Below are 24,739 nucleotides of genomic sequence, written 5' to 3' on the forward strand. Positions count from 1 at the left end.
CAACCATAATTCAACGTCAGGAGTGTACAGCCATGTTCAAACGCCTTTTCGCCGGTACGTTGCTCGGTTCGGCCATGCTCGCTTCACCGTTCGTCGGTGCTGCCGATTACACGCTCAAGTTCGGCCACCTGGCCAACGAACAGCACATCTGGAACCAGGCCGCCAAGCATTTCAAGCAACAGGTCGAGGAGAATTCCGACGGCAAGATCGAGGTGCAGGTGTTTCCCAATGAGCAATTGGGAAGCGAGATGGAAGTGATCAACAGCATTCAGCTCGGCACCGCTGACATAACCATCACCGGGGAAAGCTTGCAGAACTGGGCGCCCAAGGCGGCGCTAATGGCGGTTCCTTATGCTTTCCGTGATTCAGACCACTTGCAGAAGGCGGTCGAAGGCGAAGTCGGCCAGGAAATCGAAGCTCAGATCGAAGAACGCACGGGCCTGGTGCCGATTGCCTGGTTCGAGCGCGGTCCCCGCGAGTTGACCTCCAACCGTCCCATCAAGCAGCCCAGCGATCTGAATGGACTGAGGCTACGTGTGCCCAACGTACCGTTGTTCGTGGATACCTGGCAGGCACTCGGCGCCAAGCCTACCCCTATGGCCTTCAGCGAAGTCTTCACGGCATTGCAGCAGAGCACTATCGATGCCCAGGAAAATCCACTGTCGCTGATCGAGAGTGCCAGCTTCAGCGAGGTTCAGGACTACGTGAACATGACCGATCACGTGCGTAGCTGGATTTATGTAGTCATCGGCAAGAACAAGCTCGAGTCGATGCCCGAAGTGCTGCAGCAGGTGATTCTCGACGCGGCCAAGGAAATGCAGAGCTTCGAGGCTGAAAAGTTTGCCCAGGACCAGCAGCGTCTCGAGCAGGCACTCAAGGATGCCGGCATGGAATTCGTCGAGGCCGATCAGCAGGCATTCGCCGAGCAGGCCAAGCCTGCCGTCGAAGCATCGCTGAACGAGGAGCAGAAAGCGCTCTACCAGGCAATCCAGAATCTCTAACCGACGCTGACCCGGGGTCGCCTGTCTGGCGGCCCCGTCAATGCCAGCACATTACCTAAGGGGGTGACCATGAGCGAATCCGACTCGGCACTGGCGGATACCCCGCTCGCCATTGCCACGATCCCACCGCTGGGAGGTAGAGCTGGCCAGTTGCTGCGCTGGCTGGACAAACTGTTCGCCTTGCTGGCTTCGCTTGCCCTGCTGGGGATCGCTGCAGTAGTGGTTTTGCAGATTGTCGCCCGCGTGGCGCTTCCCAGTTCCCCGGCATGGACCGAGGAGTTGTCGCGCTATCTGTTCATTTACATGGTAGCCCTGTCGGCGGGGCTGGTGTTGCGTCACAACCGGCACGTCAACGTCGAGCTGTTCCACCAGTTCCTGGGATACCGTGCTCAGTTGGCTTATCGCGGCCTGGTCTGCCTGGTAGTCGGCGGGTTTGCTCTGATAATGGTGCCCTACGCCTGGCAGTTCGCCCAGATTGGCGCCTTTCAGACGTCACCGACCCTGAGATTGCCCATGCGTTATGTCTTTTTCTCGACAGTTTTTCTTTTCGGACTGACCGCTTTCTACGGCGGGATCGGAATCATTGAAGCCATCACGGCCATAGTCCGTGGGCCACAGCCTCGCCGTCAGGAGGCCTCGTAATGGAAGTCATCGTTCTGTTCAGCGTCTTTCTGGTACTGCTGCTTATCGGGGTACCCATCGCCTTTTGCCTGGGGATAGCGTCGCTGAGCTATCTGTTGCTCGAGGGTATCTCGCTGACGATAGTGCCGCAGAAGATGTATGCCGGCATCGACTCCTTCGTGCTGCTGTGCATTCCCGGTTTCGTGCTGGCCGGCAACCTGATGAATGTCGGCAACATCACTGACCATATCATCCGTTTTTCCAACGCCCTGATGGGGCATATTCGGGGAGGTCTGGGTCTTGCCAACGTCGGCGGGTCGATGATCTTCGGCGGCATTTCCGGCACTGCCGTGGCCGACGCGGCGAGCATCGGCTCGGTGATGATTCCGGGCATGGCACGCTCGGGCTACGATAAGCCCTTTGCCGCGGCAGTGACGGCCGCTTCCTCGACGGTAGGCCCGATAATTCCGCCCAGTGTGCCGATGATCATTGCCGGTTCGCTGTCCGGCGTGTCGGTCGGCAAGATGTTCCTTGCTGGCGCCATTCCTGGACTGCTGCTGGGACTGGCCATGATGATCACCGTGTACATTCTGGCCGTACGCCGCGGTTATCCGCGCGAGCGCCGTTCTACCCTGCGAGAACTCGTTGCGGAAGGCCGTAGTGCGTTCTGGGCGCTGCTGATGACCTTCATCATTCTCTACGGCATCATTGGTGGGGTTTTTACGCCCACTGAGGCGTCGATCGTTGCCAGTCTTTACGCCTTCGTCATCGGCATGTTCGTCTACAAGGGACTCACTTGGCGCAACCTGCCGAAGCTGTTTGTCGATACCGTGCTGACCTCGGGCTCGCTGATGCTGCTGGTTGGGTTGGCCAATCTGTTCGGCTGGATCCTGACTAGCCAGCAGATACCTCAAATGCTGGCCGATGGCATCCTCGCCATCAGCGACAACCCGATTGTGGTGATACTGATCCTTAACCTGATCCTGCTGGTAGTGGGATCGTTCATGGAAACCATCGCCGCCCTGATCATTCTGTTTCCCGCCTTGCTGGGCGTGGCAACGGGGGTTGGCATGGACCCGATTCACTTCGCGCTGATGGCGGTACTCAACCTTATGATTGGGCTAACTACGCCACCGGTTGGGGTATGCCTGTTCATCGTTTCCGGCATTGGCAAGCTGCCAATGCTGAGCGTGGCCAAAGCCATCGTCCCGTTCCTGATCTGTAACCTGGTAGTCCTGATGCTGGTTTCCTACATCCCGGCGCTCTCGATGTGGCTGCCCAATCTGTTGATGGGGGAATGAACGCTATGTCACCAGATACCGTGCCCAGCAACTATGGCCAAGCCGACATCGGCATCGTTCATCTTGGTCTGGGGGCATTCCATCGCGCCCACCAGGCGGTCTATCTCGAGCAGCACCTGGCGCGTCACGGCGGTAGCAGCGGCTGGGGGATCAGCAGCGCCAACATCCGTTCCAACTGGCGGCTGGTCGAGCAGTTGCGCGCTCAGGGCCAGCGTTATCATGTCGCAGAGTACACCGACAGTGAGCATGTAACGCTTCGAGAGGTCGCGGCCATTCGCGAGACGCTGTATGCGGGCGAAGATGGCCCTGGTCGAGAAGCGCTGCTGGACCGTATGAGTGACCCCAAGGTGCGTATCGTTACCCTGACGGTAACGGAGAAGGGCTATTATCTGAGTCCCGCCGAAGGCACTCTGATGGTCAACGATCCGGCCATCATTCACGACATCGAAAAGCCCGAATCGCCGTGCACTGCACCGGGCATGCTGGTCGAGGCCTTGGCTCGTCGACATAGGGCAGGGATTCCTGCATTCACTGTGCTTTCCTGTGACAACATGCCGGACAATGGCAAGCGCACCCGGCAAGCCGTAATTGATCTGGCGTGTCAGCGCGATGCGGCGTTGGCCGAATGGATCGCTACTGATGTCGCCTTTCCCAGCAGCATGGTGGATCGCATCGTTCCGGCCATGACCGAACAGGACTTTACTCGCCTTGCCGATCTGGGTATCGACGATGCCGCCGCGGTGGTCTGCGAGGCATTCAGCCAATGGGTGGTCGAAGACGATTTCCCGCAGGGGCGTCCCGACTGGGAGCGTGACGGCGTCGAGATGGTCAACGACGTGGCTCCGTTCGAGGCGATGAAGCTGCGTATGCTCAATGGCAGCCATTCGCTGCTGGCCTACCTGGGCGCGCTGGATGACGTCGAGACCGTGGCCGATGCTGTCAGCCGACATGACATCGCCGCTTTGCTGAAACGCTACATGCAGGACGAGGCGGCACCGACATTGGCTATGCCACCCGGAACTGATCTTGAAACGTATGCCGAGCGTTTGCTGGCGCGTTTCGCCAATGACAGCCTACGACACCGCACCCATCAGATTGCCATGGACGGGTCGCAGAAGCTGCCGCAGCGCTGGCTCGCTGGAGCACAATCGCGGCTCGCCGCAGGCGGCGACATCGCTTGCACTGCCTTGGGTGTGGCGGCATGGATACGTTATACCCAAGGCCGCGATCTGCATGGACAGTTACACGCAGTCGATGACCCCATGGCGGAGACGTTTGCCGAACTCCATCGTCGCCACGCCAACTCGGACGAAGCTCTGGTCGCGGCGTTTCTGGGACTGGAAGCTGTCTTTCCGAAAGCGCTGGCGCTGGATGGGCGATTTACCCAGCCTGTGCTGGCTGCTTACCGCTCGCTAACAGCGCGAGGCGTTGTCGCTACCTTGGATGATTTCGATCAACTGGTTTCTAGGAGCTAAGCATGGAACAGACATGGCGCTGGTTCGGACCCGGCGATCCTATTACGTTGGGCGACATTCGCCAGACCGGTGCCTCAGGGATCGTCACTGCGTTGCACGACGTTCCCAACGGCCAGGTATGGCCCGTAGACGCCATTGCTGAGCGCAAGCGACTGATCGAGAATGCTGGCCTGAGCTGGTCCGTAGTCGAGAGCGTGCCGGTGCATGAGGATATCAAGCAGCGGCGGGGCGACTACGAGACCTATATCGCTCGCTACCAGCAGACGTTGCGCAATCTCGCCGAGTGCGGCATCGACGTGGTCTGCTACAACTTCATGCCGGTGCTTGACTGGACACGTACCGACCTGGCCTGGCCCTTGCCGGAAGGTGGCACGGCACTGCGTTTCGACCAGACTGCATTCGCCGCCTTCGACCTGTACCTGCTTGAGCGCCCCGGCTCCGAGCGAGAATACAGCGATACCGAAAAGACCAAGGCTCGGACATATCTTGATGGCCTCGACGAATCAGCCCGTAATCAGCTGATCAACAACATCATTGCAGGCCTGCCCGGTGCTGAGGAGCATTACACCTTGGCGCGTTTTCGTGATGTGCTGGCTGACTATGAGTCGATCGACGCCGAGCGCCTGCGTGAAAATCTAGGGCATTTCCTGCGTGCCATTGTTCCGGTTGCCGAGGAGGCCGGTATTCGTCTGGCCATTCATCCTGACGATCCGCCTCGGCCACTGTTGGGCCTGCCGCGCGTGGTGTCCTCGCCAGAGGATGCCCAGTGGATTCTGGATGCAGTCCCGAGTCCGGCCAACGGGCTGACTTTCTGTACGGGCTCGTATGGTGTCAGCGCAGACATCGATCTGGTGGCCATGGGGCAGCGTTTCGCCTCCCGAATCTACTTTGCTCACCTGCGCGCTACCCAGCGTGAGGCGAGCGATCAGAGGTCCTTCCACGAAGCGCAACATCTTGGCGGGGATGTGGACATGGTGTCAGTGGTCAAGCTGCTCGTGGACGAGGAGCGCCGCCGTGAGCGCGAGGGCGGGCCGCGGTTGCCGCTCCGGCCTGATCATGGCCACCATATCCTAGACGACCAGCGGCGCAACACGCGCCCTGGCTATCCGCTTATCGGTCGTCTCAAGGGGTTGGCCGAGCTGCGTGGCGTCGAGACCGCCATTCGACGCCTGTCTTTGTAAAACCGGGCATGAAACGCCAAGCAATTGCCTGTCTACAAAAAACGCGCGGCCATCAAGCCGCGCGTTTTTTTGTCTCAGAAAGCCTGTTTCAGGTCACACGCTGGCCCGGCTCGGCGCCACTGTGTGGCTCCAATAGGTAGATGCCATTGCCGTCACCTGCGGCCAGCACCATGCCTTCAGAGACGCCAAAACGCATCTTGCGTGGTGCGAGGTTGGCTACCATCACCGTCAGGTGCCCTTCCAGCGCCTCCGGGGCGTAGGCCGAGCGGATGCCGGAAAACACCGTGCGAGTCTCGCCGCCCAAATCCAGGGTTAGCTTGAGCAATTTATCAGCACCCTCGACATACTCTGCCTTGGCAATACGTACGATACGCAGGTCCACCTTGGCAAAATCATCGAAGGCGATTTCGTCGGCAATGGGTGATTCGGCCAGCGGGCCTTTCGGGGTTTCCTTGAGTTTCTTTTCCACCGCGAGATCCTCCTTGGAGGCTTCGATCATGGCATCGATCTTGTCGCGCTCGATGCGGGTCATCAGCGGCTTGAACTTATTGATCGCGTGGTTTTCCAGCACGTCGTGGCGGGTATGCCAGTCAAGACTCTCGAGATTCAGGAAGGCGCGCGCCTCATCGGCCATGGCCGGGACCACCGGGGCCAGGTAGACCATCAGCTGGCGGAACAGGTTGATGCCCACAGAGCAGATCGCGAGTACTTCCTGCTCACGGCCATCCTGCTTGGCCAAGGCCCATGGTTCCTTGTCCGCAATGTAGGTATTGGCCTCATCCGCCAGCTCCATGATCTTGCGCATGGCGCGGCCGAACTCGCGGGCTTCTAAGTCGTCGGCAATCTCGTCACCCGCCGCGATGAAGCGGGCCAGCAATTCGGGCTCTGCCGAGGTTTCGGAAAGCTTGCCACCGCCGAGCTTCTTGACGAACCCGGCACAGCGGCTGGCAATGTTGACCACTTTACCGACCAGGTCCGAGTTCACGCGGTAGGCGAAGTCCTCCAGGTTCAGGTCGAGGTCATCGACCCGCGAAGTCAGCTTGGCCGCGAAGTAGTAACGCAAGTATTCCGGGTTCAGGTATTCGGCGTAAGTCCCGGCCTTGATGAAGGTGCCACGCGACTTGGACATCTTCGCGCCGTTGACGGTGACGAAGCCGTGGCAGTTGATGGCGGTCGGTGTGCGCAGGCCGGCACCTTCGAGCATTGCTGGCCAGAACAGGGCGTGGAAGTAGACGATATCCTTGCCGATGAAGTGGTACACCTCGGCGTCGGAATCCTTCCTCCAATAGCTGTCGAAGTCGATGCCTTCGCGCTCGCACAGGCTCTGGAAACTGGCCAGGTAACCGATGGGGGCGTCCAGCCACACATAGAAATACTTGCCCGGGGCGTCCGGAATCTCGAAGCCGAAGTAGGGGGCGTCGCGTGAGATATCCCACTCGTTCAGCCCGGCCTCGAACCACTCCTGCAGCTTGTTGGCAATCTGCGGCTGTACGTGGCCGGCACGGGTCCAGCGCTTCAGGAACTCCTCGAAGTCGGGCAGCTTGAAGAAGTAGTGTGTAGAGCTGCGGACTTCCGGGGTAGCCCCGCTGATCGCCGAGACCGGGTCGATCAGCTCCGCAGGAGTATAGGTTGCGCCGCATGCCTCGCAATTGTCGCCGTACTGGTCCGGCGTCTTGCATTTCGGGCAGGTGCCTTTGATGAAGCGATCGGCCAGGAACAGACCCTTGACCGGGTCGTACATCTGCTCGATGTCACGGGTCGAGATGTGGCCGGCATCGCGTAGCGCGGTATAGATGCGCTCGCTATGCAGGCGGTTCTCTTCCGAGTGGGTCGAGTGATAGTTGTCGAAAGCGACACCGAAGCGCGAGAAATCCGCCTGATGCTCCTGAGAGACGCGCTCGATCAGCTGCTCCGAGGTGATACCTTCCTGCTCGGCGCGTAGCATTATCGCGGTGCCATGGGCATCGTCGGCACACACGTAGTGACACTCGTTGCCGCGACTCTTCTGGAAGCGGACCCAGATATCGGTCTGGATATATTCCAGCAGGTGGCCCAGATGAATCGAGCCGTTGGCATAGGGCAGGGCACTGGTGACCAGGATCTTGCGCTTGGCGTTGGCGGTAGTGGGCATGGCGGCTCTGTGACTGAAAGAAACGAAGAATTCGGGCGTCGACAAGGACGAAAAGGCGATTGTAGCCCGCTTGGCCGCTGGGTGCATCCGTGGGGCGGCCGCAAGCCCGCCCCACACATGGTTCAGCTCAAGCGCTGCATATAGTCCACGTAACCGAAGGTCTTGACCGTGCGCACCTCGCGGCTCGTCTCGTCGACCCGGCAGATAGCCGGTAGACGGATACCATTGAAGGTGGTGGTCTTGACCATGGTGTAGTGGGCCATATCAGTGAACATCAGTCGGTCGCCGATTTCGAGTGGCTTGTCGAACGAGTAGTCGCCGATCACGTCACCGGCCAGGCAGGTAGTGCCGCCCAAGCGGTAGGTGTAGGCTTTCTCGTTCGGCTCGCCGGCGCCAATGATCTCGGGCCGGTAGGGCATTTCCAGCACGTCTGGCATATGTGCGGTGGCGGAGGTGTCGAGAATGGCGATAGGCCCGTCATTGTCGACGATATCCAGCACGCTGCACACTAAAAAGCCGGTGTTCAGGGCAATGGCTTCACCCGGTTCCAGATAAACTTCCAAGTGCGGATAGCGCGCCTTGAAATCACGGATTATCCGGACCAGCCGATCCATGTCGTAATCGGCACGGGTAATGTGATGACCGCCGCCAAAATTCACCCAGTGCAGGTTTGGCAAATACTGGCCGAACTTGGCTTCGAATACCTCGAGCGTGGCTTCCAGCGCGTCACTGTTCTGCTCGCAGAGCGTATGGAAGTGCAGCCCGTCCAGACCGTCCACAACGTCTGGGCTGACGTCCACAGCCCGGGTGCCGAGCCGTGAGCCTCGTGCACAGGGGTCATAGATGGCGACTTCGCCTGTGGAGTGCTCGGGGTTGACCCGTAGCCCGCAGGAAATCTGGCGTGGCGCCGCCGCAACCTTGTCACGAAAATGCTGCCACTGCCGCGGCGAGTTGAAGCTGATGTGGTCCGCATAGTGCAGCACCACGTCCATCTCCGGCTCGGTGAACGCCGGTGAATAGACGTGCACTTCGCCGCCGAAAGTTTCGGCGCCGAGGCGAGCTTCATCCTGCCCGCTGGAGGTCGTGCCCACCAGATACTGGCTCACCAGCGGAAAGGTGTCCCACATGGCGAAGCCTTTCAGGGCGAGCAGGATCTTCGCTCCACTACGCTCCTGGACCGTCTTCAGGCGTTCCAGGTTACGGCGTAGCAGGGCGTCGTCGACCACGTAGGCCGGCGACGGGCAGGCGTTTATGTCGAAGGGGTATGTCGTCTCCGCCATCACGAACCAGCCAGCGGATCATCGTTGGGGTCGAGCTCGACCATCTGCCACGGCAACCCCATGTCGCCGATGCGCTCCATGAACGGATCCGGATCGAGCTGTTCGACGTTGAATACGCCTTCGCCTTTCCAGATGCCCTGCAGCATCAACATGGCACCCGTCACGGCGGGGACACCGGTGGTGTATGAGATCGCCTGGGACTTGACCTCCTGATAGCTGGCCTCGTGGTCGCAAATGTTGTAGATGTACACCTTGCGGCGCTTGCCGTCCTTGATGCCGTCGAGAATCACGCCGATGTTGGTCTTGCCCTTGGTACGCGGGCCGAGCGACGCCGGGTCAGGCAGCACTGACTTGAGGAATTGCAGCGGCGAGATCTCGCAGCCGTTGACGTTGATCGGCTCGATGCTGGTCATGCCGACATTTTCCAGCACCTTCAGGTGCGTGATGTACTTATCGGAGAAGGTCATCCAGAAGCGGATGCGCTCGAGCCCCTTGATGTTCTGGGACAGCGATTCGAGCTCTTCGTGATAGAGCAGGTAGATGTCTTTCTCGCCGATACCGTCAAAGTCGAAGGTGCGCTTCTCGGCTAGCGGCGCAGTTTCCTTCCATTCGCCCTTTTCCCAGTAGCGGCCATTCGCGGTGATCTCGCGAATGTTGATCTCTGGGTTGAAGTTGGTAGCGAACGGATAGCCATGGTCGCCGCCATTGGCGTCCAGGATGTCGATACGGTGGATCTCGTCGAACAGGTTCTTCTGGCCGTAGGCGCAGTATATATTGGTCATGCCGGGGTCGAAGCCGCAGCCCAGCGTGGCCATGTTACCGGCCTTGGCGAAACGCTCCTGGAACGCCCACTGTTCCTTGTATTCGAACTTGGCTTCGTCCGGATGCTCGTAGTTGGCAGTGTCCAGGTAGGGCACGCCGGTGCGCAGACAGGCCTCCATGATGGTCAGGTCCTGATAGGGCAGGGCCACATGGATCAGTACATCAGGCTTGAAAGACTCGATCAGCGCGACCAGCGCCTCGACGTCATCGGCGTCGACCTGCGCCGTCTGGATGGGGCGGTCCAGTTGGTCGGCAATCGCCTTGCACTTCGCTTCGTTGCGGCTGGCCAGACAAATTTCGTGGAACACCTCGGGGTGCTGCGCGCACTTGTGAGTCACGACACCACCGACGCCGCCGGCGCCAATAATCAAGGCTTTGCTCATGCGTTCGCCTCCAGATCGGAAAGTTCAATAGTGGTCGAATCTAGGCTCTGCCCAGAACAGGCTCGTTTGCCGATTGCTCAGACACAGCCTAGTCGGTAATGAACAACGAGCGCATCCCCGGCCCGGTGTCACTCCGTCATGGCCTCACCCGGCCCCGAGGAGCCTGGCAAGAGGGCGCCGATAATGGCCAACTCCAGGGCAGGGCTCAAGTCTTTTTCACTAACAATGTAAACATACCTCGTTGAGATGCGATGACACGGCGCTATCTGACAAACCAAGGCTTGGTTCTAGCGCGTGCAGCATCGCCAAAAAGGCTAGAAACGACCCTGTCCCTCTGTTGCGACAAGCCTTTTGATTCCCGGTACCATGGCCGATAACTCTCTCCAACGAATTATCACTGTGCAACAAGGCTTTGTGCTGACCCGTCATTGGCAAGACACCCCTGAGGGCACCGTAGTGTCGTTTTGGCTGGCGACGGATGCCGGCCCGCGCTACGTCAGCCTCCCTGTGCAGAGTTCTGTGACGTTCATTCCCGCCGATCAGCGAATGCAGGCCGAGAGGCTGCTCCAGAGTGAGCAAGGTGTCGAGCTTCGCCCGTTGGATCTCTGCGACTTCGATCATCGCCCGGTGCTTGGCCTGTATTGTCGTCAGTATCGCCAGCTGATGAATCTGCAGCGGCGCCTGCGTGAAGCGGGTATCGAGGCGTACGAGGCCGATGTTCGCCCGCCGGAGCGCTACTTGATGGAGCGTTTCATTACCGCGCCGGTTGTCTTCACTGGTCGAGAGACAGCGGACGATGGGTTAGTCGAGGCGCAACTCAAGCCTGCACCGAACTACCGCCCCCGGCTGACACTGGTCTCGTTGGACATCGAGACCAGTGAGCGTGGCGAGCTGTATTCCATCGCACTGGAGGGCTGCGGTCAGCGCCAAGTCTATATGTTGGGACCTTCGAATGGGCTGGGCGAGGAAACGCTCGGCTTTACCCTGGAATATTGCGAGAGTCGCGAGACCTTGCTGCGGCGGCTCAACGGTTGGATGGCACGTCACGATCCTGACGCGATCATTGGCTGGAACGTTGTGCAGTTCGACCTGCGCATCCTTCAGCGCCATGCCGAAACGTTAGGTGTGCCGCTACTGCTGGGGCGGAATGGCGAGCCCATGGAATGGCGAGCGCATGGCAGCAATGCCAACCACTTCTTTGCATCCATGCCGGGGCGCCTGATCATCGATGGTATCGAAGCGTTGCGTTCGGCGACCTGGAGCTTCACGTCGTTCAGCCTGGAGAACGTCGCGCAAACGCTGCTGGGCGAGGGCAAGGCCATCGATAACCCTTACCAGCGCATGGACGACATCAAGCGCATGTTCGCTGAGGACAAGCCGGCGCTGGCCCGTTATAACCTCAAGGACTGCGAACTGGTCACCCGCATCTTCGAAAAAACCGCTCTGATCGACTTTCTGCTCGAGCGAGCCTCTGTGACCGGTCTGCCCGCCGATCGCAGTGGCGGCTCGGTGGCGGCATTCTCGCACCTCTACTTGCCGCGCATGCATCGGCTCGGCTTCGTCGCTCCCAGTCTGGGGACGCAGGGAGGCGAGAACAGCCCCGGCGGCTTTGTCATGGACTCGCGGCCCGGTCTCTATGACTCGGTACTGGTACTGGATTACAAGAGCCTCTATCCCTCGATCATTCGCACGTTTCTGATCGACCCGGTCGGGCTGGTGCAGGGGCTTGGCGAGCCGAAAGACGATACGGTGCCCGGCTTTCGCGGCGCGCGTTTTTCACGCACGCGCCATGCATTGCCCGACATGGTGGAACGGGTGTGGCAGGGCCGTGAGGCGGCCAAGCGCGAAGGTAACGTGCCACTGGCCCAGGCACTCAAGATCATCATGAACTCCTTCTACGGCGTGCTGGGTGCCCGTGGTTGCCGCTTCTTCGACCCACGCCTGTCGTCATCAATTACCCTGCGCGGCCATGACATCATGAAGCGCACACGCGAGCTGATCGAAGCCGAGGGTTATACCGTTATCTATGGTGATACCGATTCAACATTCGTGTGGTTAGGCCGAGAGCATGGCGAGGACGAGGCTGCACGCATCGGTCAGACCTTGGTCAAGAACGTCAATCGCTGGTGGCAAGCGTTTCTTCAGCAGGAGTACGGCTTGACGAGTGCCCTGGAGCTGCAGCTCGAGACGCATTTCCGGCGCTTTCTGATGCCGACCATTCGCGGGGCCGAAGCGGGCAGCAAGAAGCGTTATGCCGGGCTGGTGCGGGAACCCGACGGAAGCGACCGATTGGCCTTCAAGGGGTTGGAGGCTGTGCGTGCTGACTGGTCACCGCTGGCCAAAATGTTCCAGCAAGAACTCTATCGGCTCGTTTTTCTGAATGAACCCTACCGAGACTTCGTGCGCGACTACGTCAGTCGCACTTTGGCCGGGGAGTACGACGAGCGGTTGATCTATCGCAAGCGCCTGCGTCGCAAGCTCACCGATTACCAGCGCAATGTGCCGCCTCATGTACGGGCGGCCCGGCTGGCCGATGAGCACAACACCCGGTTGGGTCGGCCTCGTCAGTATCAGAATGGCGGCTGGATCAGCTACGTGATCACGATGGCCGGGCCAGAGCCACTGGAAGTCCAACGCTCTCCCATCGATTACCAGCACTACCTGACTCGCCAGTTGCAGCCGGTGGCCGATGCGATCCTGCCGTTCGTCGGTGATACCTTCGACTCTCTGATCGACCGTCAACTTGGCCTATTTTAGCGAGACCGGATCGTGACTGAACTACGCTAATCCTGATTTATCAACCGGGAGAAAAGCATGGATATGATCTTTTTCGATAGCTGGCAGGCAGTGTGGCGCACCGGAATTCTCGGCATGCTCGCCTATGCAAGCCTGGTTGTGTTGCTGCGAATCTCGGGGCGGCGCACGCTGTCGAAAATGAATGCTTTCGATCTGGTGGTTACCGTCGCGCTGGGTTCGACGCTAGCTTCGGTCATCCTCAGCAAGAGCGTGACTCTTAGCCAAGGCGTGGTGGCATTTGCGCTACTGATCGGCATGCAATTCATCGTGACCTGGACCAGTGTGCGTGTGCCTTGGGTGCGCCAAATCGTCACGGGTGAGCCTGCGCTGCTGTTCTATCAAGGGCAATGTTTGCCGACGGCGCTAAAGCGGGCGCGAGTCACTGAAGAGGAGATACGAGCTGCGGTAAGATCCAACGGCATGGCCTCAATGGATGAGGCCCACGCCGTGGTGCTGGAGACCGATGGCTCGTTCAGTGTGGTTCCGCAGGGCACAAGCGGTGAAGCGTCGAGCCTGTCCGATGTGGTGCGCCCTGGGCGCTATGACAGGCCGAACGGATAATGACGAGCAAGCACTGGATCGAAGCGTGCGGACAGCGCTTGTTCTATCGCAGCGCCGTTGGCCAGCCATCGCAGGATCGGGTGTCGGTCGTACTCGTGCATGGGCTGGGTGTATCCAGCCGATATTTTCTGCCGATCATGGAACATCTGGCCACGTCATTTGACGTTTACGCACCGGACCTGCCAGGGCACGGACACAGTCCGGGCAAGGGGCAAATGCAATCCATTGAGGCGTTGGCCCAGGTATTACTGGGCTGGCTGAAAGTGATGCAACTTGAGCGGGTCGTATTGGTCGGGCAGTCGCTGGGCTGCCAAGTGGCGGTCGAGGCGGCGTCCTATGAGCCGGACCGTATTGAGCGGCTGGTACTCATCGGTCCGACAATGGACCCGGCAAAGCGTAGCCTGCATGCGCAGTTACCGCGTTTCATGGCCGATATCCCCTTCGAACGGCTGGCCTTGATCCCGGTGGTAGCGCGGGATTACCTACGGATGGGCTGGCGGGCCGTGCCTGAGTTGCAGGCCATGTTTGCGTATCGCATCGAGGACAAGCTGCCGTTGCTGAACCAACCCCTGTTGCTGGTGCGCGGCGAGTTCGACCCCGTTGCTCCGCGGCGCTGGCTGGACGAAGCGGCGCGCCTGCATAGCACTGCCCAGGTAGAAACGATTTCTGGCTGGGGGCATGCCGTGCAGTTCAGCGCCCCCGGGCGCGTCGCGGAAATCATGCGAGCGTTCCTGACGCCACAAAATACCGAATTTCAGGCTCGGTAGACCCCGAACTGCCTCATTCCTCGCTCGGCCAATTGCATTGCCTGCATCCGGCTCATTACACCTTGGGCGCAATAGAGCAGGTAACGGCGGTCGCTAGGTAGCGTCTCTGCGCGCGACATCAATTCGAAGAAGGGAATCGCCAGCGGCTCGCCGCGGGGCAGTTCGAGCGGTTGGGCGTCGCGTTCGTCGGGGTGCCGGATGTCGATCACGGTGACATCGTCTGCCGCTATCAGCCCTTCAGGCGTGTCTATTTCCTGGACTTGGGGCAAGGGCTTGGGCGAGTCCATTAACCGGTCGACACGCGTCACGGTCGAGTTTGCTACTGCATCATCGAGTACCGCGAAATCAAATGCTGTCTCGGCGCGCTCGATCTGAATCGCATGCGGGCGCACGTTGGGGCGTTTGGAGATCACACCACAGTATTCGGGCAACTGCTCGGCAAAGCGGTCAGTGCCGATGAGTCGTGCATCGGTGATGATGGTTTGCTTGTCGCTGGCAATCAGGGGTCGCAGGATCGGCCTCTCGCTGACGGCGTCGATCAGGCTCAGGTTGGTGAGGCTCTGGCTGGAAACCTGCGCCAAGGCATCGCCGGTAACCAATGCCGGGATGCGCGCTCTGGCCGCTACTCGGTTGGCAGCACGCAGCATCATGCGCTTGAGCACCACGCCGGCCAGCCCGGCCGGTACGCTGCGCTGTATCTCGCTAACGATGGCCTCGAAGGGAACGCTAACGAAATTGACCCGGTGCGAAGCGCTGTAGCGTTGCCAGAGGTGATGAACGACTTCACGTACGCCTTTCTCGTGGGCCGGTCCGCCAAGATTGAAGAACAGGAAATGGGTCTTGAGCCCTCGGCGCAGCAGCCGCCAGGCAGCGACCGGCGAGTCGTAGCCGCCTGAGATCAATGCCAAGGCCTGGCCTTGAGTGCCTAGCGGGTAGCCGCCAAGCCCCGGCAGGCGCCGGGCAACCAAGATCAGTCGGTTACCCTTGAGCTCGATGCGCACCTCAACGTCAGGCTGCCTGAGATCTACCGTTGCCCCCTTGGCCGCGTTGAGCAGGGCATGGCCCAAGTGACGTTCCAGATCCTCCGAAGTGAAGCCATGATGGCCACTTCGCTTGACCCGCACACGAAAGCGCCGGCCTGCCAGAGTGTCGCGCCACAACGGTACCAGCCTAGCGGCGGTATCCTCGAAAGAGACGAAGGCATGGGTTTCCACCACCTGTACTTCATGGATACCGGAGATCCGGGTCAAGCCGGCTTCCAGCGCGTCGCGTGTGGGCGCATCGAGGATGTGACGTGGACGAACTTCCAGCGCATCCCAGCAGTCGGCCACACGGATGCCGGGAGAGAGGCCCTCAAGGGTGTTACGAACGTTAGTACGTAGGCAGCGCACCATCTCCTTACGTACGGGGCGAGACTTGATGGTGATTTCCGGAAATAGCTTGATTCGATATCGCATGCCGCTGAGGTCGGTGGCGGGTGGGCTCGTGATGGTAACAAGTCGAGTCCTATGCCTCCACGTGCCCACCCCAACCGCTACATCCCCAATTGGTGAAGAAAGCGCGGCAGGGCCGAAGAATCCAGCAGGATCGTGATGATCACACCCCCCAGTGCCCCGCCCAGGTGAGCTTCGTGTGCCAGGCCCCCGGCGCGGTGCGGGTCACGACGACGCATCGCATACATGGAGATCGCCACGAAACCAATGGCAAAGAAAATCGCCGGGATAGGGATGGCAAAGAAGATGTAGAGCATCTCGAAAGGCGCGTAGAGACAGAAGGCGAATACCAGGCCGCTGATTGCTCCCGAGGCACCGACTGCTGAATAGCGAGCGTTGCGATAATGGAAAAGCATCGAAAGGCCGTGTGCTGCCAGATCCGAGCCGAAATAGAGGATCAGGTAACCGATCGGGCCCAGCACGTACTCCAGCAGCGGGCCGAAGAAGTACAGCGTGAGCATGTTGACCAGCAGGTGAGCGCCATTGACGTGAACGAAACCGGCGGTCGCCAGACGATATAATTGTCCTCGCCGAATGCGATCCGGGCGAAACGACAACTGCTCGATGAGCTGCGGGCGTCGATGTAGCACGTACAAGCTGACGACCACATTGGCGATCAGCAACACCAAAGTAATCGGGGCTTGAGTCAGATCCAGCATGTCAGTCTCCATTCAAGAGTGGGCTATCCATAGCGTCGATTATCTTCATCATGCCAGATGGCTACCGTGGTCGCCTTGCTGCTGCCTGAGTCAAAGGCTTGTCAGGCGGGCGTCGTGAGGTCAGGATGCAGGCGGTTTTCTACGACACCGACATCGACAGGAGTTACACCATGCCCCAAGCAAGCGCACGCCACATTCTGGTGGACAGCGAAGCAAAATGTGAAGAGCTCAAGAACGAGATCGAAAATGGACGCGATTTCGCAGAGGTCGCCAAGCAGCACTCTACCTGCCCGTCGGGGCGCAGTGGCGGCGATCTGGGTACGTTCAGCCAGGGCCAGATGGTGCCGGAGTTCGATCAGGTCGTGTTCAACGGTGATCTGAATACCGTCCACGGACCGATCAAGACCCAGTTCGGCTATCATCTGCTGGAAATCACCCAGCGGTCGTAATGCCTGGCTCAACCAAGAAGCCGCATGTGGAATGCTCCGCATGCGGCTTCTTGCGTTATGCACCTCGCCAGTTGGACGCAATCCCGTGAACGAACCATGCTGGGTTGGTGGCGTAGTGTTGGATGTCCTTGGATAGGCAGTGTCCGAGGTAGGAGGAGTGCCGGTAGGCGAAGCTCAAGCAACTTACCAAGAATGATCGCCGATGACGGACGAGTACACGATCGTGAGTGACAAGCTGCCAGCAGATCGTGACTCAGAACAATCATGATGCGAGGTTGCCATATGGAACAGCTAGCCAAGCGCCTTGGGCTGCGTACCGATCCGACCATTTTTTTCGTGTCGGCCGGGTGCATGATCGTTTTTCTGATTGCTCTATTGGTGGCACCCGAGCAAATTCGCGATATTTTCGCCAGTGGCCGGTCTTGGGTCGTCACCAATCTCGGCTGGTTCTTCATCTTTGGCGTGAATTCCTGGCTGCTCTTCTTGCTTTGGATAGCCATGAGTCGGCATGGCCGGATTCGCTTGGGCGGTCAGGATGCCAAACCTGCATACAGTAACCTTTCGTGGTTCACTATGCTGTTTGCCGGTGGGATCGGGACTGTGCTGATGTTCTGGGGCGTTGCCGAGCCCATCTCTCATTTCTCCAATCCGCCGTACGATGGTGTCGAACCCTATACGGTCGAGGCAGCCCGGGATGCAATGGGGTTCTCGATCTATCATCTGGGGCTGCACACCTGGACGATCTTTACACTGCCCGGGCTGGCCTTCGCTTATTTCATTTACCGCTATGAACTGCCGGTTCGTGTCAGTTCGGTGTTTTATCCGCTCCTGCATGATCGAATTTACGGCCCCATAGGGAAGACCATCGATATCTTCGCCGTACTGGGCACTTTGTTCGGTGTTGCGGTGTCGGTCGGGCTTGGCACATCGCAGATCAATGCCGGGCTGACAGAGCTCACCGGTGTTGCCGACTCGGTGACGTCCAAGGTAATCATCATCGCCATTCTTACCGGCATTGCCGTCACTTCGATCGTGGTGGGCCTCGATAAAGGTGTGAGGCGGTTATCCAACATCAATATCGGTATGGCTACGGCGTTGATGGTCTTCGTGCTGATTACCGGGTCGACGGTTTTCCTATTGAGAGGCATCGTCGAGACAGTGGCTATTTACGGCTCCAACCTCGTCCCAATGGCGTTCTGGAACGACATGCTCGCGCAATACACATCGGAGAATGGGGGCTGGGGCTGGCAGGGAAACTGGACAGTCTTCTACTGGACCTGGACCGTGTCTTGGTCGCCATTCATCGGGATTTTTGTTGCGCGCATATCGAAAGGACGAACCATCCGGCAGTTTGTGCTCGGCGTCCTGTTCGCCCCGTCAATGTTCACGTTGATCTGGTTCGCGATCTTCGGCTGGTCCGCCATGGAAATTGATGGCATAGGGGCGCAAGCACGCGCCGCCCTCGGTGAGCAGGCGGGTGTGCTATCAGAGGCAGTGGAAGAAAGTGTGCCGTTGGCGATGTTCGCGTTCTTTGAGCACTTTCCCTTAACGACCCTTGTTCAGGGCCTGGCGGTCGTCATAGTGGCGATTTTCTTTGCGACCTCGTCGGATTCCGCCTCACTGGTCGTCGACATGCTATGTACCGGCGATGCCGACCCCGGCCCCGTACGTCAGCGAGTGTTCTGGGGCGTTTCCGAAGGCGTGGTGGCCGCCATGCTCATCGTGCTGGCGGGCGAGGCCGGGCTCAATGCACTACAGCAGGTCATCACGGTGCTCGGTCTTCCTATCTTCCTTCTGGTGTTCGCGATGGTCTTTGCTCTGTTACGCGCTCTGAAGAGCGAAAGTATCAGCAAGCCCAAGGTAGGTGACCCTCCCAGCGTAGGCGAACTATAGGAAGCGGCTCTGGCCAAAACGTAATGGATGCGGGCCCGGATAAGCAGGATTGGGCTTCGCCTCCTTCCTGTTCGTTGTGCGTCGCCGGTAACGCGTATACTGCGCACCATCAGCGACTACGTTAACGACAGGAGCCTAACAGTGACGAGATGGAAAACACCGGACAGGCCCGCGGTGAAACGGCGGAAACGGTTTTACCCTTGGCTGCTCGTGTTGCTCGTCGCGTATCTCGGCATGGCTATCTATCAATCCTTCAAGCCCTTGCCCGACGGTATTAGTGTCGCCTCGCCGTTGTTGCCGGTATCCGACGTGGCGTTCTTAGCCGATGTCACTTATCTCGACGCCGAGGGCAATCGGCAGTCCGAGCAGGCCATCTTTGACGAGATGCTGCGTCTGATCAATCAGGCCAAGCGCCTGGTAGTGTTGGATATGTTCCTGTTCAACGACTTCGCTGGCGAAGCAAACGGCGACTACCGGCCGCTGTCGGCACAGCTCGCCCGGGCCCTGATCGAGCGCAAGGCACAGATGCCGGGGCTGGAGGCAGTGGTCATCACCGACCCACTCAATACGATGTACGGTGGACTTACGCTAGAGCATTTAACCGCACTACGGGCGGCAGGCGTAAAGCTGATCGTCACCGATCTTACCGAGTTGCGCGCCTCCAATCCGACCTGGTCGGGGCTGTGGTACTGGTGCTGTCAGTGGCTGAGCAACACCGCGGAAGGTGGCTGGCTGGACAACCGGCTGGGGCCTGGGCAGGTGACCTTACGCAGCTACCTGGCCATGGCCAACTTCAAGGCCAACCATCGCAAGACGCTGGTTGCCGATGCTGGTGAGGATTGGGTGGGAGTGGTGACCTCGGCCAACCCGCACGACGCCAGTAGCATGCATGGCAACGTGGCCCTGCGTTTCCAAGGCCCGGCCGTGGCAGAACTGCTCGAAAGTGAGCGTGCCGTGGCGCATCTGTCTGGCGATGATATCGATTTCGATCCGCTGCAGTTGAAGGGGGCGGTGGCTCCCGGAGGGCCGCGCCTGCAACTGCTGACCGAAGGTAAGATCGGCGATGCACTGGTCATCGCCGTGCAGAGTGCCGAGCCCGGCGACCGCATCGATATCGCTACGTTTTATCTGGCGCATCGTGACCTGGTTGACGCGTTGAAGAGTGCCCAGGCGCGTGGCGTGCAGGTGAGGGTTTTGCTCGATCCTAACAAGGATGCCTTCGGCTTCGAGAAGTCCGGCATCCCTAACCGGCCGGTGGCGGCCGAATTGCATGAGGCGGGGATTCCGGTGCGTTGGTGTGCGACCAACGGTGAACAGTGTCACGCCAAGGTGTTGCTGAAACGCTCTCTCAGTGGGGACGCAGTGCTTCATCTCGGCTCGGCCAACTTCACGCGGCGCAATCTCGATGACCTGAATCTGGAAACCAACGTCCGCCTTGTCGCTTCGAAGGAAACGCCAGCCATTGCCGATGCCACGCGATGGTTCGATCGCTATTGGCACAACGCGGAGGGACAGCGCCTGAGCGTGCCTTATCCTACCTATGCCGACGTGTCGCGCTGGCGTTACTGGCAGTACCGATTGATGGAGGCTACGGGTCTGTCGACGTTCTGACAGCTAGCTTTCCGCAGAGCGGGTTTCCTGCGCAGCCGGAATCAATACCTCGGCAACGATGGCTTCCAGGGCTTTCAGGTAGCTTTGTCCTGGCGACGGTGGGTTAGGGTTGGATGTCATCACTACGCTCAGGCCAAGGTCAGGAATGACATAAAGCATTTGCCCGGCGTAGCCCCAGCCGTAGTAGACGTCCTCGCCAGCCAACTCGGTAATGAACCAGCCATAACCGTACTGATCGAAGTTGAACACCGATCGTGTACGCGGTGTCCACGAGGCCTCGATCCAATCCCGATCCAGGATGCGCTTGCCATCGATGGTTCCGCCTTGGCGATACATCTCGCCGAACCTGAGAATCGCGAGTGGGGACAGCGCCATCTGGTTGCCTCCCATGTAGATGCCCTGGGGATCCTGGGTCCAGGGCGGGATGGCGATATTCAATGGCTCGCCCAGCCAATCCTGGGCCAAGGCGTGGGTGTCGCGGCCGGTGGCAACCGTCAGCGCCGCGGACAACAGATGTGTGTTACCGGTGGAGTAGAGCATCTGTCCGCCGGGGTCGGCGACGAAGGGGCGTGTCAGTACGTAGTTCACCCAATTGTCGCTGGCCACCCAGGCACTGTAGTTCGGTCCCGAGGTGCGCTCCAGACCGGCCTGCATGGATAGTAGGTGTCCTACTGTGATGTTATCGGTGCCCGGACTGGCATCGTCGGGCACGCGCTGCCCCAGCAACTCGACGATCGGTTGGTCGACGCTCTCGATTACGTCTCGCTGGATGGCAGTCCCGACCATGGCGGACATGACGCTTTTCGCCAGCGATTTGATGTTGGTGGGCTCGCTCAGGCTTTCTCCTTCGGCGGTATATTCGATGACATTCTCGCCGTGATGAGCCACCAACAGGCTGTGCAACCGTGGCAGCGACGCCGCTCGCGACACGGCGTCATCAAGGGCGGCGGAGGGCAGGCTGGAGACCTTGTCGCCACTCTGACCCCAGACAGGCGACGCGGTCAGCATCCCCCCGGCCAGCAGACACAATAAGGTTTTACTATAAGGGAACAGACGATACGAAATGGCGAGCATGGTGCTTCCTTTGCTGGCGAACCTTTCATCCCAACGCGGTCCAACGACTTGAGGCCGTAATCGCGGCCATCCTGACATTAAGGGTAGGAGTACTGATGCTTGATGCCATTCAGCAGTTTTTCAATCGTACCCTGGCGCCTCAGGACGACGCGCAACGCGTCCTAACGTTGGAACTGGCAACCGCTGCCCTGCTGTGCGAGGTAGTGCGGGCCGACTACCAGACCGGGGCGTCAGAGATCGATGCGCTGCGCAACATGCTTCAAACACGCTTTGCCCTGGACCGTGCTGCAGTCGACGAATTAATGGACCTTGCCGCCGAGGAGGCCGAGCAGGCCGTAGATCATTTCCAGTTCGTGCGTCTGGTCAACGAGCATTACGACTATGCCGACAAGGTGGAACTGGTCGAATTGATGTGGCGCCTCGCCTACGCTGATGACGCACTGGATGCGCTTGAGGAGCATCGCATCCGTAAGCTGGCCGACCTGCTCTTCGTACGTCATAGCGACTTCATCCGTACCAAGTTGCGTGTCCAGGAAGGGCGCGACGGAGCGGGCGTATGAGCTGGAAGGGACTTACCTTGGGCCGGCGCGACGTGCTGTACGGCCTGGCCAGCAGCGGTGCTGCGGTGGCATTGGGCTGGTCACCGTTCCTGCGGGCGCAGCCGGGAGAGCGCGAAAAGCCTTTGATGAAGCCGATCCCTGCCACAGGGGAGCGGATTCCGGCGGTCGGCATGGGCACCTGGATCACCTTCAACGTAGGAGAGCTAGAGGCCATGCGGGCCCAGCGCGCCGAGATCGTCGCCGAGCTGTTCGCGCAGGGTGGACGTATCATCGATTCGTCGCCCATGTACGGCACGTCGGAATCCGTGGTCGGGTATTGCCTGGAGAAGCTTGGCGAGCCAGACGATCTGTTTGCGGCAACCAAGGTCTGGACGCGCATGGCGGATGACGGTGCTGCCCAGATGGCTGAGTCGCGTCGGCTGTGGGGTGTCGAGACATTCGCTCTGATGCAGGTGCATAACCTGGTCGACTGGCGTACCCACTTGCCACAATTGCTGGACGACAAGGCGCAGGGCCGTATTCGTTATGTCGGGGTGACGACCTCGCACGGACGCCGTCACGATGAGCTTATGTCGATCATGCGCAACGAGCCCATCGACTTCGTGCAATTGACTTACAACATTCTGGACCGTGAGCCCGAAGATACCCTCTTGCCTCTGGCCAGGGAGCGTGGCATTGCGGTCATCGCCAATCGCCCGTTTCGCCAGAAGCGGTTAATAGAACGTTATCAGGACAAGCCGCTGCCGGATTGGGCAGACGAGATTGACTGCGCGAACTGGCCGCAATTCCTTCTCAAGTTCATCGTTTCGCACCCGGACGTGACTTGCACGATTCCTGCCACCACCCGGGTCGATCATATGCGTGAAGACACCGGAGCGATGTATGGTCGACAGCCTGATCAAGCGATGCGAGAACGGATGGTCCGTTACGTCGAGCAAATCTAGGTTCTATCTGTGAAGTGCCCACGCTTGTCCAGACAGCGTTGCTAATCGATTCGTAGGCGAGTCCGACCAATGCTCATCATGCTGTGTAAACTCGTTTTATCGCCGAAATTTTTCTCGTCTGGCTATCGTTAGCCGACAGAATCTAGGTCTGCGTCATGCTGCCATATTCCATCGAAATCCTGTTCGCTATCTTCGCGCAGTTCAATCAGGCGGTATGGCCGGTTCAACTGGGCTTTTACGTGCTTGCTCTGGCTGCAGCCGTCATGGTCTTCAGACGGCCAGATAGCGTCACCACTTCCCGTTTGATGAATGGAGTTCTGGCGCTGGCCTGGGCCTGGACGGGGGTCGGCTTTCATCTGGTGCATTTTGCCCCGTTCAATTTCGCAGCACCGTACTATGCCGTCATGTTCGTGAGTCAGGCTGTGCTGTTCACCATTGCCACCGCCAAGGCGCGACCGCGTTACCGAGCGGCCCGCGACATGCCGAGCATGCTTGGTCTGGGAGTGCTGAGTTATGCCTTGTTTGGCTATCCATTGGTCGATCTAGCGATGGGGCAAACGTGGCAGAGTCTGCGTTACTTTCCCATGGCGCCGGGGGCGACACTGCTGTTTACCTTGGGGGGGCTGTTGATGGGCTCGGGTCGCTACACGTACCTGCTGTTCTTCATCCCCGTGGGGTGGGGGCTGATTGCCGGTGTGCTGGCATGGTGGCTAGGGTTGGTGCAGGACATTGTGCTTCCTGTGGCCAGCATGCTGTGCCTGGCGCTTTTTGCATGGCGCCAGCAGCACCGGAATTGAATGTCAGCGGGGCCGGCTGGGGTCTAGATACCAGGGCAACCCCGCCTTGGCGCTGCGCTCGAGTTCGGCAATCACCTGGGCGCCGAGCAGCAGGATGATCGACCCGATTTCCAGGCTCAACAACAGCACCACGATGGTGGCCAGGGAGCCGTACACGGCATTGACCAACGAAATGTTGGCGAAGTAGTACACCAGCCCCAATCTGACGACCTCCCATAGCAGCGCCGCCACGAAGCCACCGACCAAGGCACGGTAATAACCGATGCGTATGACGGGCATGACTTTATAGATTGCGCTGAACAGCAAGAACATGCCCAGGAAGCTGAACAGATTGAGCAATGCCGTGGCCAGTTGCGCGGAATGCAGCTCGATCCCGAACAGGGCGATGATCAGCGCATTGAAGGCGTTGGCCAGTATCACCAGTAGGGCGAGGGCAAGCAGGCCGGCGCCGAGCATGACCATGAACGCGTAAGGCAGTAGGGCGGAAACCCAAAACCGCCGTTTCGCCGGATCTTCGGGCTGGTGAAAGATCAGGCTGATCGAATCCTCAAGCATGCGGAACGCAAAGGAGCTGAAGAATAACAGTACGAGTGTGCCGACGAGGCCGACCACGTCTCGTGAGTCCAGCAGGGTACGTACGGCTTCCAGAAGAATGTCGGCATGAGCCGGAGCCAGATGGCGGGCCTGGACCGAAATGATCGCCAGGAGTTGCTGTTCGTTGACGATGTGGGTCAGTAATACACAGAGTACGGCAAACAGGGGCACGACCGACAACAGCACGCTGTACCCGACCCCACCGGCAAGCAATATGCCGCGGTTATGGAAAAACATGCGCAGCACGCGCAGGGCAAAGCGAGCCAAGTGGGGAAGGATCTTGCTGAGACGTCGGTTCCGCGGGGCATTGTCTCGCATCAAAATGATTCCGCCGTTTCGGTATGTC

The 24,739-nt window shown here is 59.4% G+C and carries 21 protein-coding genes; 14 read left to right on the top strand and 7 right to left on the bottom strand.

Annotated elements, in window-relative coordinates; all coding sequences use genetic code 11:
- The first annotated feature begins 32 nt into the window (after positions 1–32).
- The 5 genes from F568_RS0108430 to uxuA all read left to right on the top strand — a co-directional run bounded on the left by F568_RS0108430 (position 33) and on the right by uxuA (position 5,579).
- A complete protein-coding gene (locus tag F568_RS0108430) occupies positions 33–1,001 on the top strand; it encodes a TRAP transporter substrate-binding protein (protein ID WP_019018279.1) in 969 nt (322 codons plus the stop codon).
- Between the two features lie 69 nt (positions 1,002–1,070).
- A complete protein-coding gene (locus F568_RS0108435; protein ID WP_019018280.1) occupies positions 1,071–1,643 on the top strand; it encodes a TRAP transporter small permease in 573 nt (190 codons plus the stop codon).
- On the top strand, positions 1,643–2,923 hold the full coding sequence (locus F568_RS0108440) for a TRAP transporter large permease (protein WP_019018281.1): 1,281 nt from the start codon (positions 1,643–1,645) through the stop codon (positions 2,921–2,923). Before F568_RS0108435 ends, F568_RS0108440 begins: the two co-directional genes overlap by 1 nt.
- 5 nt (positions 2,924–2,928) lie before the next feature.
- Positions 2,929–4,398, top strand: coding sequence for a mannitol dehydrogenase family protein (locus F568_RS0108445; RefSeq protein ID WP_019018282.1), 1,470 nt, complete (start codon positions 2,929–2,931; stop codon positions 4,396–4,398).
- Between the two features lie 2 nt (positions 4,399–4,400).
- Positions 4,401–5,579: a mannonate dehydratase gene (gene uxuA / locus F568_RS0108450; protein ID WP_019018283.1), complete on the top strand. Its 1,179-nt coding sequence runs from the start codon at positions 4,401–4,403 to the stop codon at positions 5,577–5,579.
- Between the two features lie 88 nt (positions 5,580–5,667).
- On the opposite strand, the gene metG is transcribed toward uxuA, so the two are convergent.
- The 3 genes from metG to F568_RS0108465 form a co-directional block, all read right to left on the bottom strand.
- Entirely contained in the window at positions 5,668–7,710 is a 2,043-nt protein-coding gene (gene metG, locus F568_RS0108455; protein WP_019018284.1) for a methionine--tRNA ligase, read from the bottom strand.
- Positions 7,711–7,832: 122 nt separating this feature from the next.
- Entirely contained in the window at positions 7,833–8,990 is a 1,158-nt protein-coding gene (gene nspC, locus F568_RS0108460) for a carboxynorspermidine decarboxylase (protein ID WP_019018285.1), read from the bottom strand.
- Positions 8,990–10,195 carry a saccharopine dehydrogenase family protein gene (locus F568_RS0108465; protein ID WP_019018286.1) on the bottom strand — a complete coding sequence of 402 codons (1,206 nt, stop codon included), beginning with the start codon at positions 10,193–10,195 and terminating at the stop codon, positions 8,990–8,992. Before F568_RS0108465 ends, nspC begins: the two co-directional genes overlap by 1 nt.
- Positions 10,196–10,594: 399 nt before the next feature.
- On the opposite strand from F568_RS0108465, the gene F568_RS0108470 reads away from it, so the two are divergent.
- Genes F568_RS0108470 through F568_RS0108480 form a run of 3 tightly spaced genes read left to right on the top strand, consistent with a single transcriptional unit; the run spans position 10,595 to position 14,319 of the window.
- On the top strand, positions 10,595–12,952 hold the full coding sequence (locus F568_RS0108470) for a DNA polymerase II (RefSeq protein WP_019018287.1): 2,358 nt from the start codon (positions 10,595–10,597) through the stop codon (positions 12,950–12,952).
- 57 nt (positions 12,953–13,009) lie between these two features.
- Positions 13,010–13,552 (top strand): DUF421 domain-containing protein, encoded by a 543-nt coding sequence (locus F568_RS0108475; RefSeq protein ID WP_019018288.1) that lies wholly within the window; start codon positions 13,010–13,012, stop codon positions 13,550–13,552.
- A complete protein-coding gene (locus F568_RS0108480) occupies positions 13,552–14,319 on the top strand; it encodes an alpha/beta fold hydrolase (RefSeq protein WP_019018289.1) in 768 nt (255 codons plus the stop codon). The genes F568_RS0108475 and F568_RS0108480 overlap by 1 nt, the downstream gene beginning before the upstream one ends.
- Here F568_RS0108480 and thiI read toward each other — a convergent pair.
- The gene (gene thiI, locus F568_RS0108485; protein WP_019018290.1) at positions 14,307–15,776 is read right to left on the bottom strand and encodes a tRNA uracil 4-sulfurtransferase ThiI; all 1,470 of its coding nucleotides are present in this window, start codon (positions 15,774–15,776) and stop codon (positions 14,307–14,309) included. The two genes, F568_RS0108480 and thiI, sit on opposite strands and share 13 nt — an antisense overlap.
- A gap of 77 nt (positions 15,777–15,853) precedes the next feature.
- Positions 15,854–16,471, bottom strand: a complete 618-nt coding sequence (locus F568_RS0108490) for a rhomboid family intramembrane serine protease (protein ID WP_019018291.1) — start codon at positions 16,469–16,471, stop codon at positions 15,854–15,856.
- Positions 16,472–16,641: 170 nt separating this feature from the next.
- Here F568_RS0108490 and F568_RS0108495 point away from each other — a divergent pair, with 170 nt between their 5' ends.
- The 3 genes from F568_RS0108495 (at position 16,642) to F568_RS0108505 (ending at position 20,424) form a co-directional block, all read left to right on the top strand.
- Entirely contained in the window at positions 16,642–16,920 is a 279-nt protein-coding gene (locus tag F568_RS0108495) for a peptidylprolyl isomerase (protein ID WP_026300418.1), read from the top strand.
- Between the two features lie 282 nt (positions 16,921–17,202).
- Entirely contained in the window at positions 17,203–18,813 is a 1,611-nt protein-coding gene (locus tag F568_RS0108500) for a BCCT family transporter (RefSeq protein ID WP_019018293.1), read from the top strand.
- A gap of 141 nt (positions 18,814–18,954) precedes the next feature.
- Positions 18,955–20,424: a phospholipase D-like domain-containing protein gene (locus F568_RS0108505; RefSeq protein ID WP_229804078.1), complete on the top strand. Its 1,470-nt coding sequence runs from the start codon at positions 18,955–18,957 to the stop codon at positions 20,422–20,424.
- A gap of 3 nt (positions 20,425–20,427) precedes the next feature.
- Here the strand turns inward: F568_RS0108505 and F568_RS0108510 are convergent, their stop codons facing one another.
- The gene (locus F568_RS0108510; protein WP_019018295.1) at positions 20,428–21,498 is read right to left on the bottom strand and encodes a serine hydrolase domain-containing protein; all 1,071 of its coding nucleotides are present in this window, start codon (positions 21,496–21,498) and stop codon (positions 20,428–20,430) included.
- A gap of 95 nt (positions 21,499–21,593) precedes the next feature.
- On the opposite strand from F568_RS0108510, the gene F568_RS0108515 reads away from it, so the two are divergent.
- The 3 genes from F568_RS0108515 (at position 21,594) to F568_RS0108525 (ending at position 23,799) form a co-directional block, all read left to right on the top strand.
- Positions 21,594–22,058, top strand: a complete 465-nt coding sequence (locus F568_RS0108515) for a tellurite resistance TerB family protein (protein WP_019018296.1) — start codon at positions 21,594–21,596, stop codon at positions 22,056–22,058.
- Positions 22,055–23,002: an aldo/keto reductase gene (locus F568_RS0108520; RefSeq protein WP_019018297.1), complete on the top strand. Its 948-nt coding sequence runs from the start codon at positions 22,055–22,057 to the stop codon at positions 23,000–23,002. The genes F568_RS0108515 and F568_RS0108520 overlap by 4 nt, the downstream gene beginning before the upstream one ends.
- Positions 23,003–23,157: 155 nt before the next feature.
- The gene (locus F568_RS0108525) at positions 23,158–23,799 is read left to right on the top strand and encodes a DUF6064 family protein (protein ID WP_019018298.1); all 642 of its coding nucleotides are present in this window, start codon (positions 23,158–23,160) and stop codon (positions 23,797–23,799) included.
- Positions 23,800–23,802: 3 nt separating this feature from the next.
- Here the strand turns inward: F568_RS0108525 and F568_RS0108530 are convergent, their stop codons facing one another.
- Complete coding sequence (locus F568_RS0108530; RefSeq protein WP_019018299.1) at positions 23,803–24,711, bottom strand: YihY/virulence factor BrkB family protein; 909 nt, start codon at positions 24,709–24,711, stop codon at positions 23,803–23,805.
- Positions 24,712–24,739 lie beyond the last annotated feature (28 nt).

The organism is Modicisalibacter luteus DSM 23508 (assembly GCF_000378505.1).
Lineage (GTDB): Bacteria > Pseudomonadota > Gammaproteobacteria > Pseudomonadales > Halomonadaceae > Modicisalibacter > Modicisalibacter luteus.

Excerpts from the sequence above, each read along its gene's own strand:
- F568_RS0108480 (WP_019018289.1), top strand. The coding sequence starts at position 13,552 with ATGACGAGCAAGCACTGGATCGAAGCGTGCGGACAGCGCTTGTTCTAT.
- nspC (WP_019018285.1), bottom strand. The coding sequence starts at position 8,990 with ATGGCGGAGACGACATACCCCTTCGACATAAACGCCTGCCCGTCGCCG.
- F568_RS0108430 (WP_019018279.1), top strand. The coding sequence starts at position 33 with ATGTTCAAACGCCTTTTCGCCGGTACGTTGCTCGGTTCGGCCATGCTC.
- F568_RS0108475 (WP_019018288.1), top strand. The coding sequence starts at position 13,010 with ATGGATATGATCTTTTTCGATAGCTGGCAGGCAGTGTGGCGCACCGGA.
- F568_RS0108495 (WP_026300418.1), top strand. The coding sequence starts at position 16,642 with ATGCCCCAAGCAAGCGCACGCCACATTCTGGTGGACAGCGAAGCAAAA.
- metG (WP_019018284.1), bottom strand. The coding sequence starts at position 7,710 with ATGCCCACTACCGCCAACGCCAAGCGCAAGATCCTGGTCACCAGTGCC.
- F568_RS0108445 (WP_019018282.1), top strand. The coding sequence starts at position 2,929 with ATGTCACCAGATACCGTGCCCAGCAACTATGGCCAAGCCGACATCGGC.
- F568_RS0108515 (WP_019018296.1), top strand. The coding sequence starts at position 21,594 with ATGCTTGATGCCATTCAGCAGTTTTTCAATCGTACCCTGGCGCCTCAG.
- F568_RS0108435 (WP_019018280.1), top strand. The coding sequence starts at position 1,071 with ATGAGCGAATCCGACTCGGCACTGGCGGATACCCCGCTCGCCATTGCC.
- uxuA (WP_019018283.1), top strand. The coding sequence starts at position 4,401 with ATGGAACAGACATGGCGCTGGTTCGGACCCGGCGATCCTATTACGTTG.
- F568_RS0108510 (WP_019018295.1), bottom strand. The coding sequence starts at position 21,498 with ATGCTCGCCATTTCGTATCGTCTGTTCCCTTATAGTAAAACCTTATTG.
- thiI (WP_019018290.1), bottom strand. The coding sequence starts at position 15,776 with ATGCGATATCGAATCAAGCTATTTCCGGAAATCACCATCAAGTCTCGC.
- F568_RS0108440 (WP_019018281.1), top strand. The coding sequence starts at position 1,643 with ATGGAAGTCATCGTTCTGTTCAGCGTCTTTCTGGTACTGCTGCTTATC.
- F568_RS0108500 (WP_019018293.1), top strand. The coding sequence starts at position 17,203 with ATGGAACAGCTAGCCAAGCGCCTTGGGCTGCGTACCGATCCGACCATT.
- F568_RS0108525 (WP_019018298.1), top strand. The coding sequence starts at position 23,158 with ATGCTGCCATATTCCATCGAAATCCTGTTCGCTATCTTCGCGCAGTTC.
- F568_RS0108530 (WP_019018299.1), bottom strand. The coding sequence starts at position 24,711 with ATGCGAGACAATGCCCCGCGGAACCGACGTCTCAGCAAGATCCTTCCC.
- F568_RS0108465 (WP_019018286.1), bottom strand. The coding sequence starts at position 10,195 with ATGAGCAAAGCCTTGATTATTGGCGCCGGCGGCGTCGGTGGTGTCGTG.
- F568_RS0108520 (WP_019018297.1), top strand. The coding sequence starts at position 22,055 with ATGAGCTGGAAGGGACTTACCTTGGGCCGGCGCGACGTGCTGTACGGC.
- F568_RS0108490 (WP_019018291.1), bottom strand. The coding sequence starts at position 16,471 with ATGCTGGATCTGACTCAAGCCCCGATTACTTTGGTGTTGCTGATCGCC.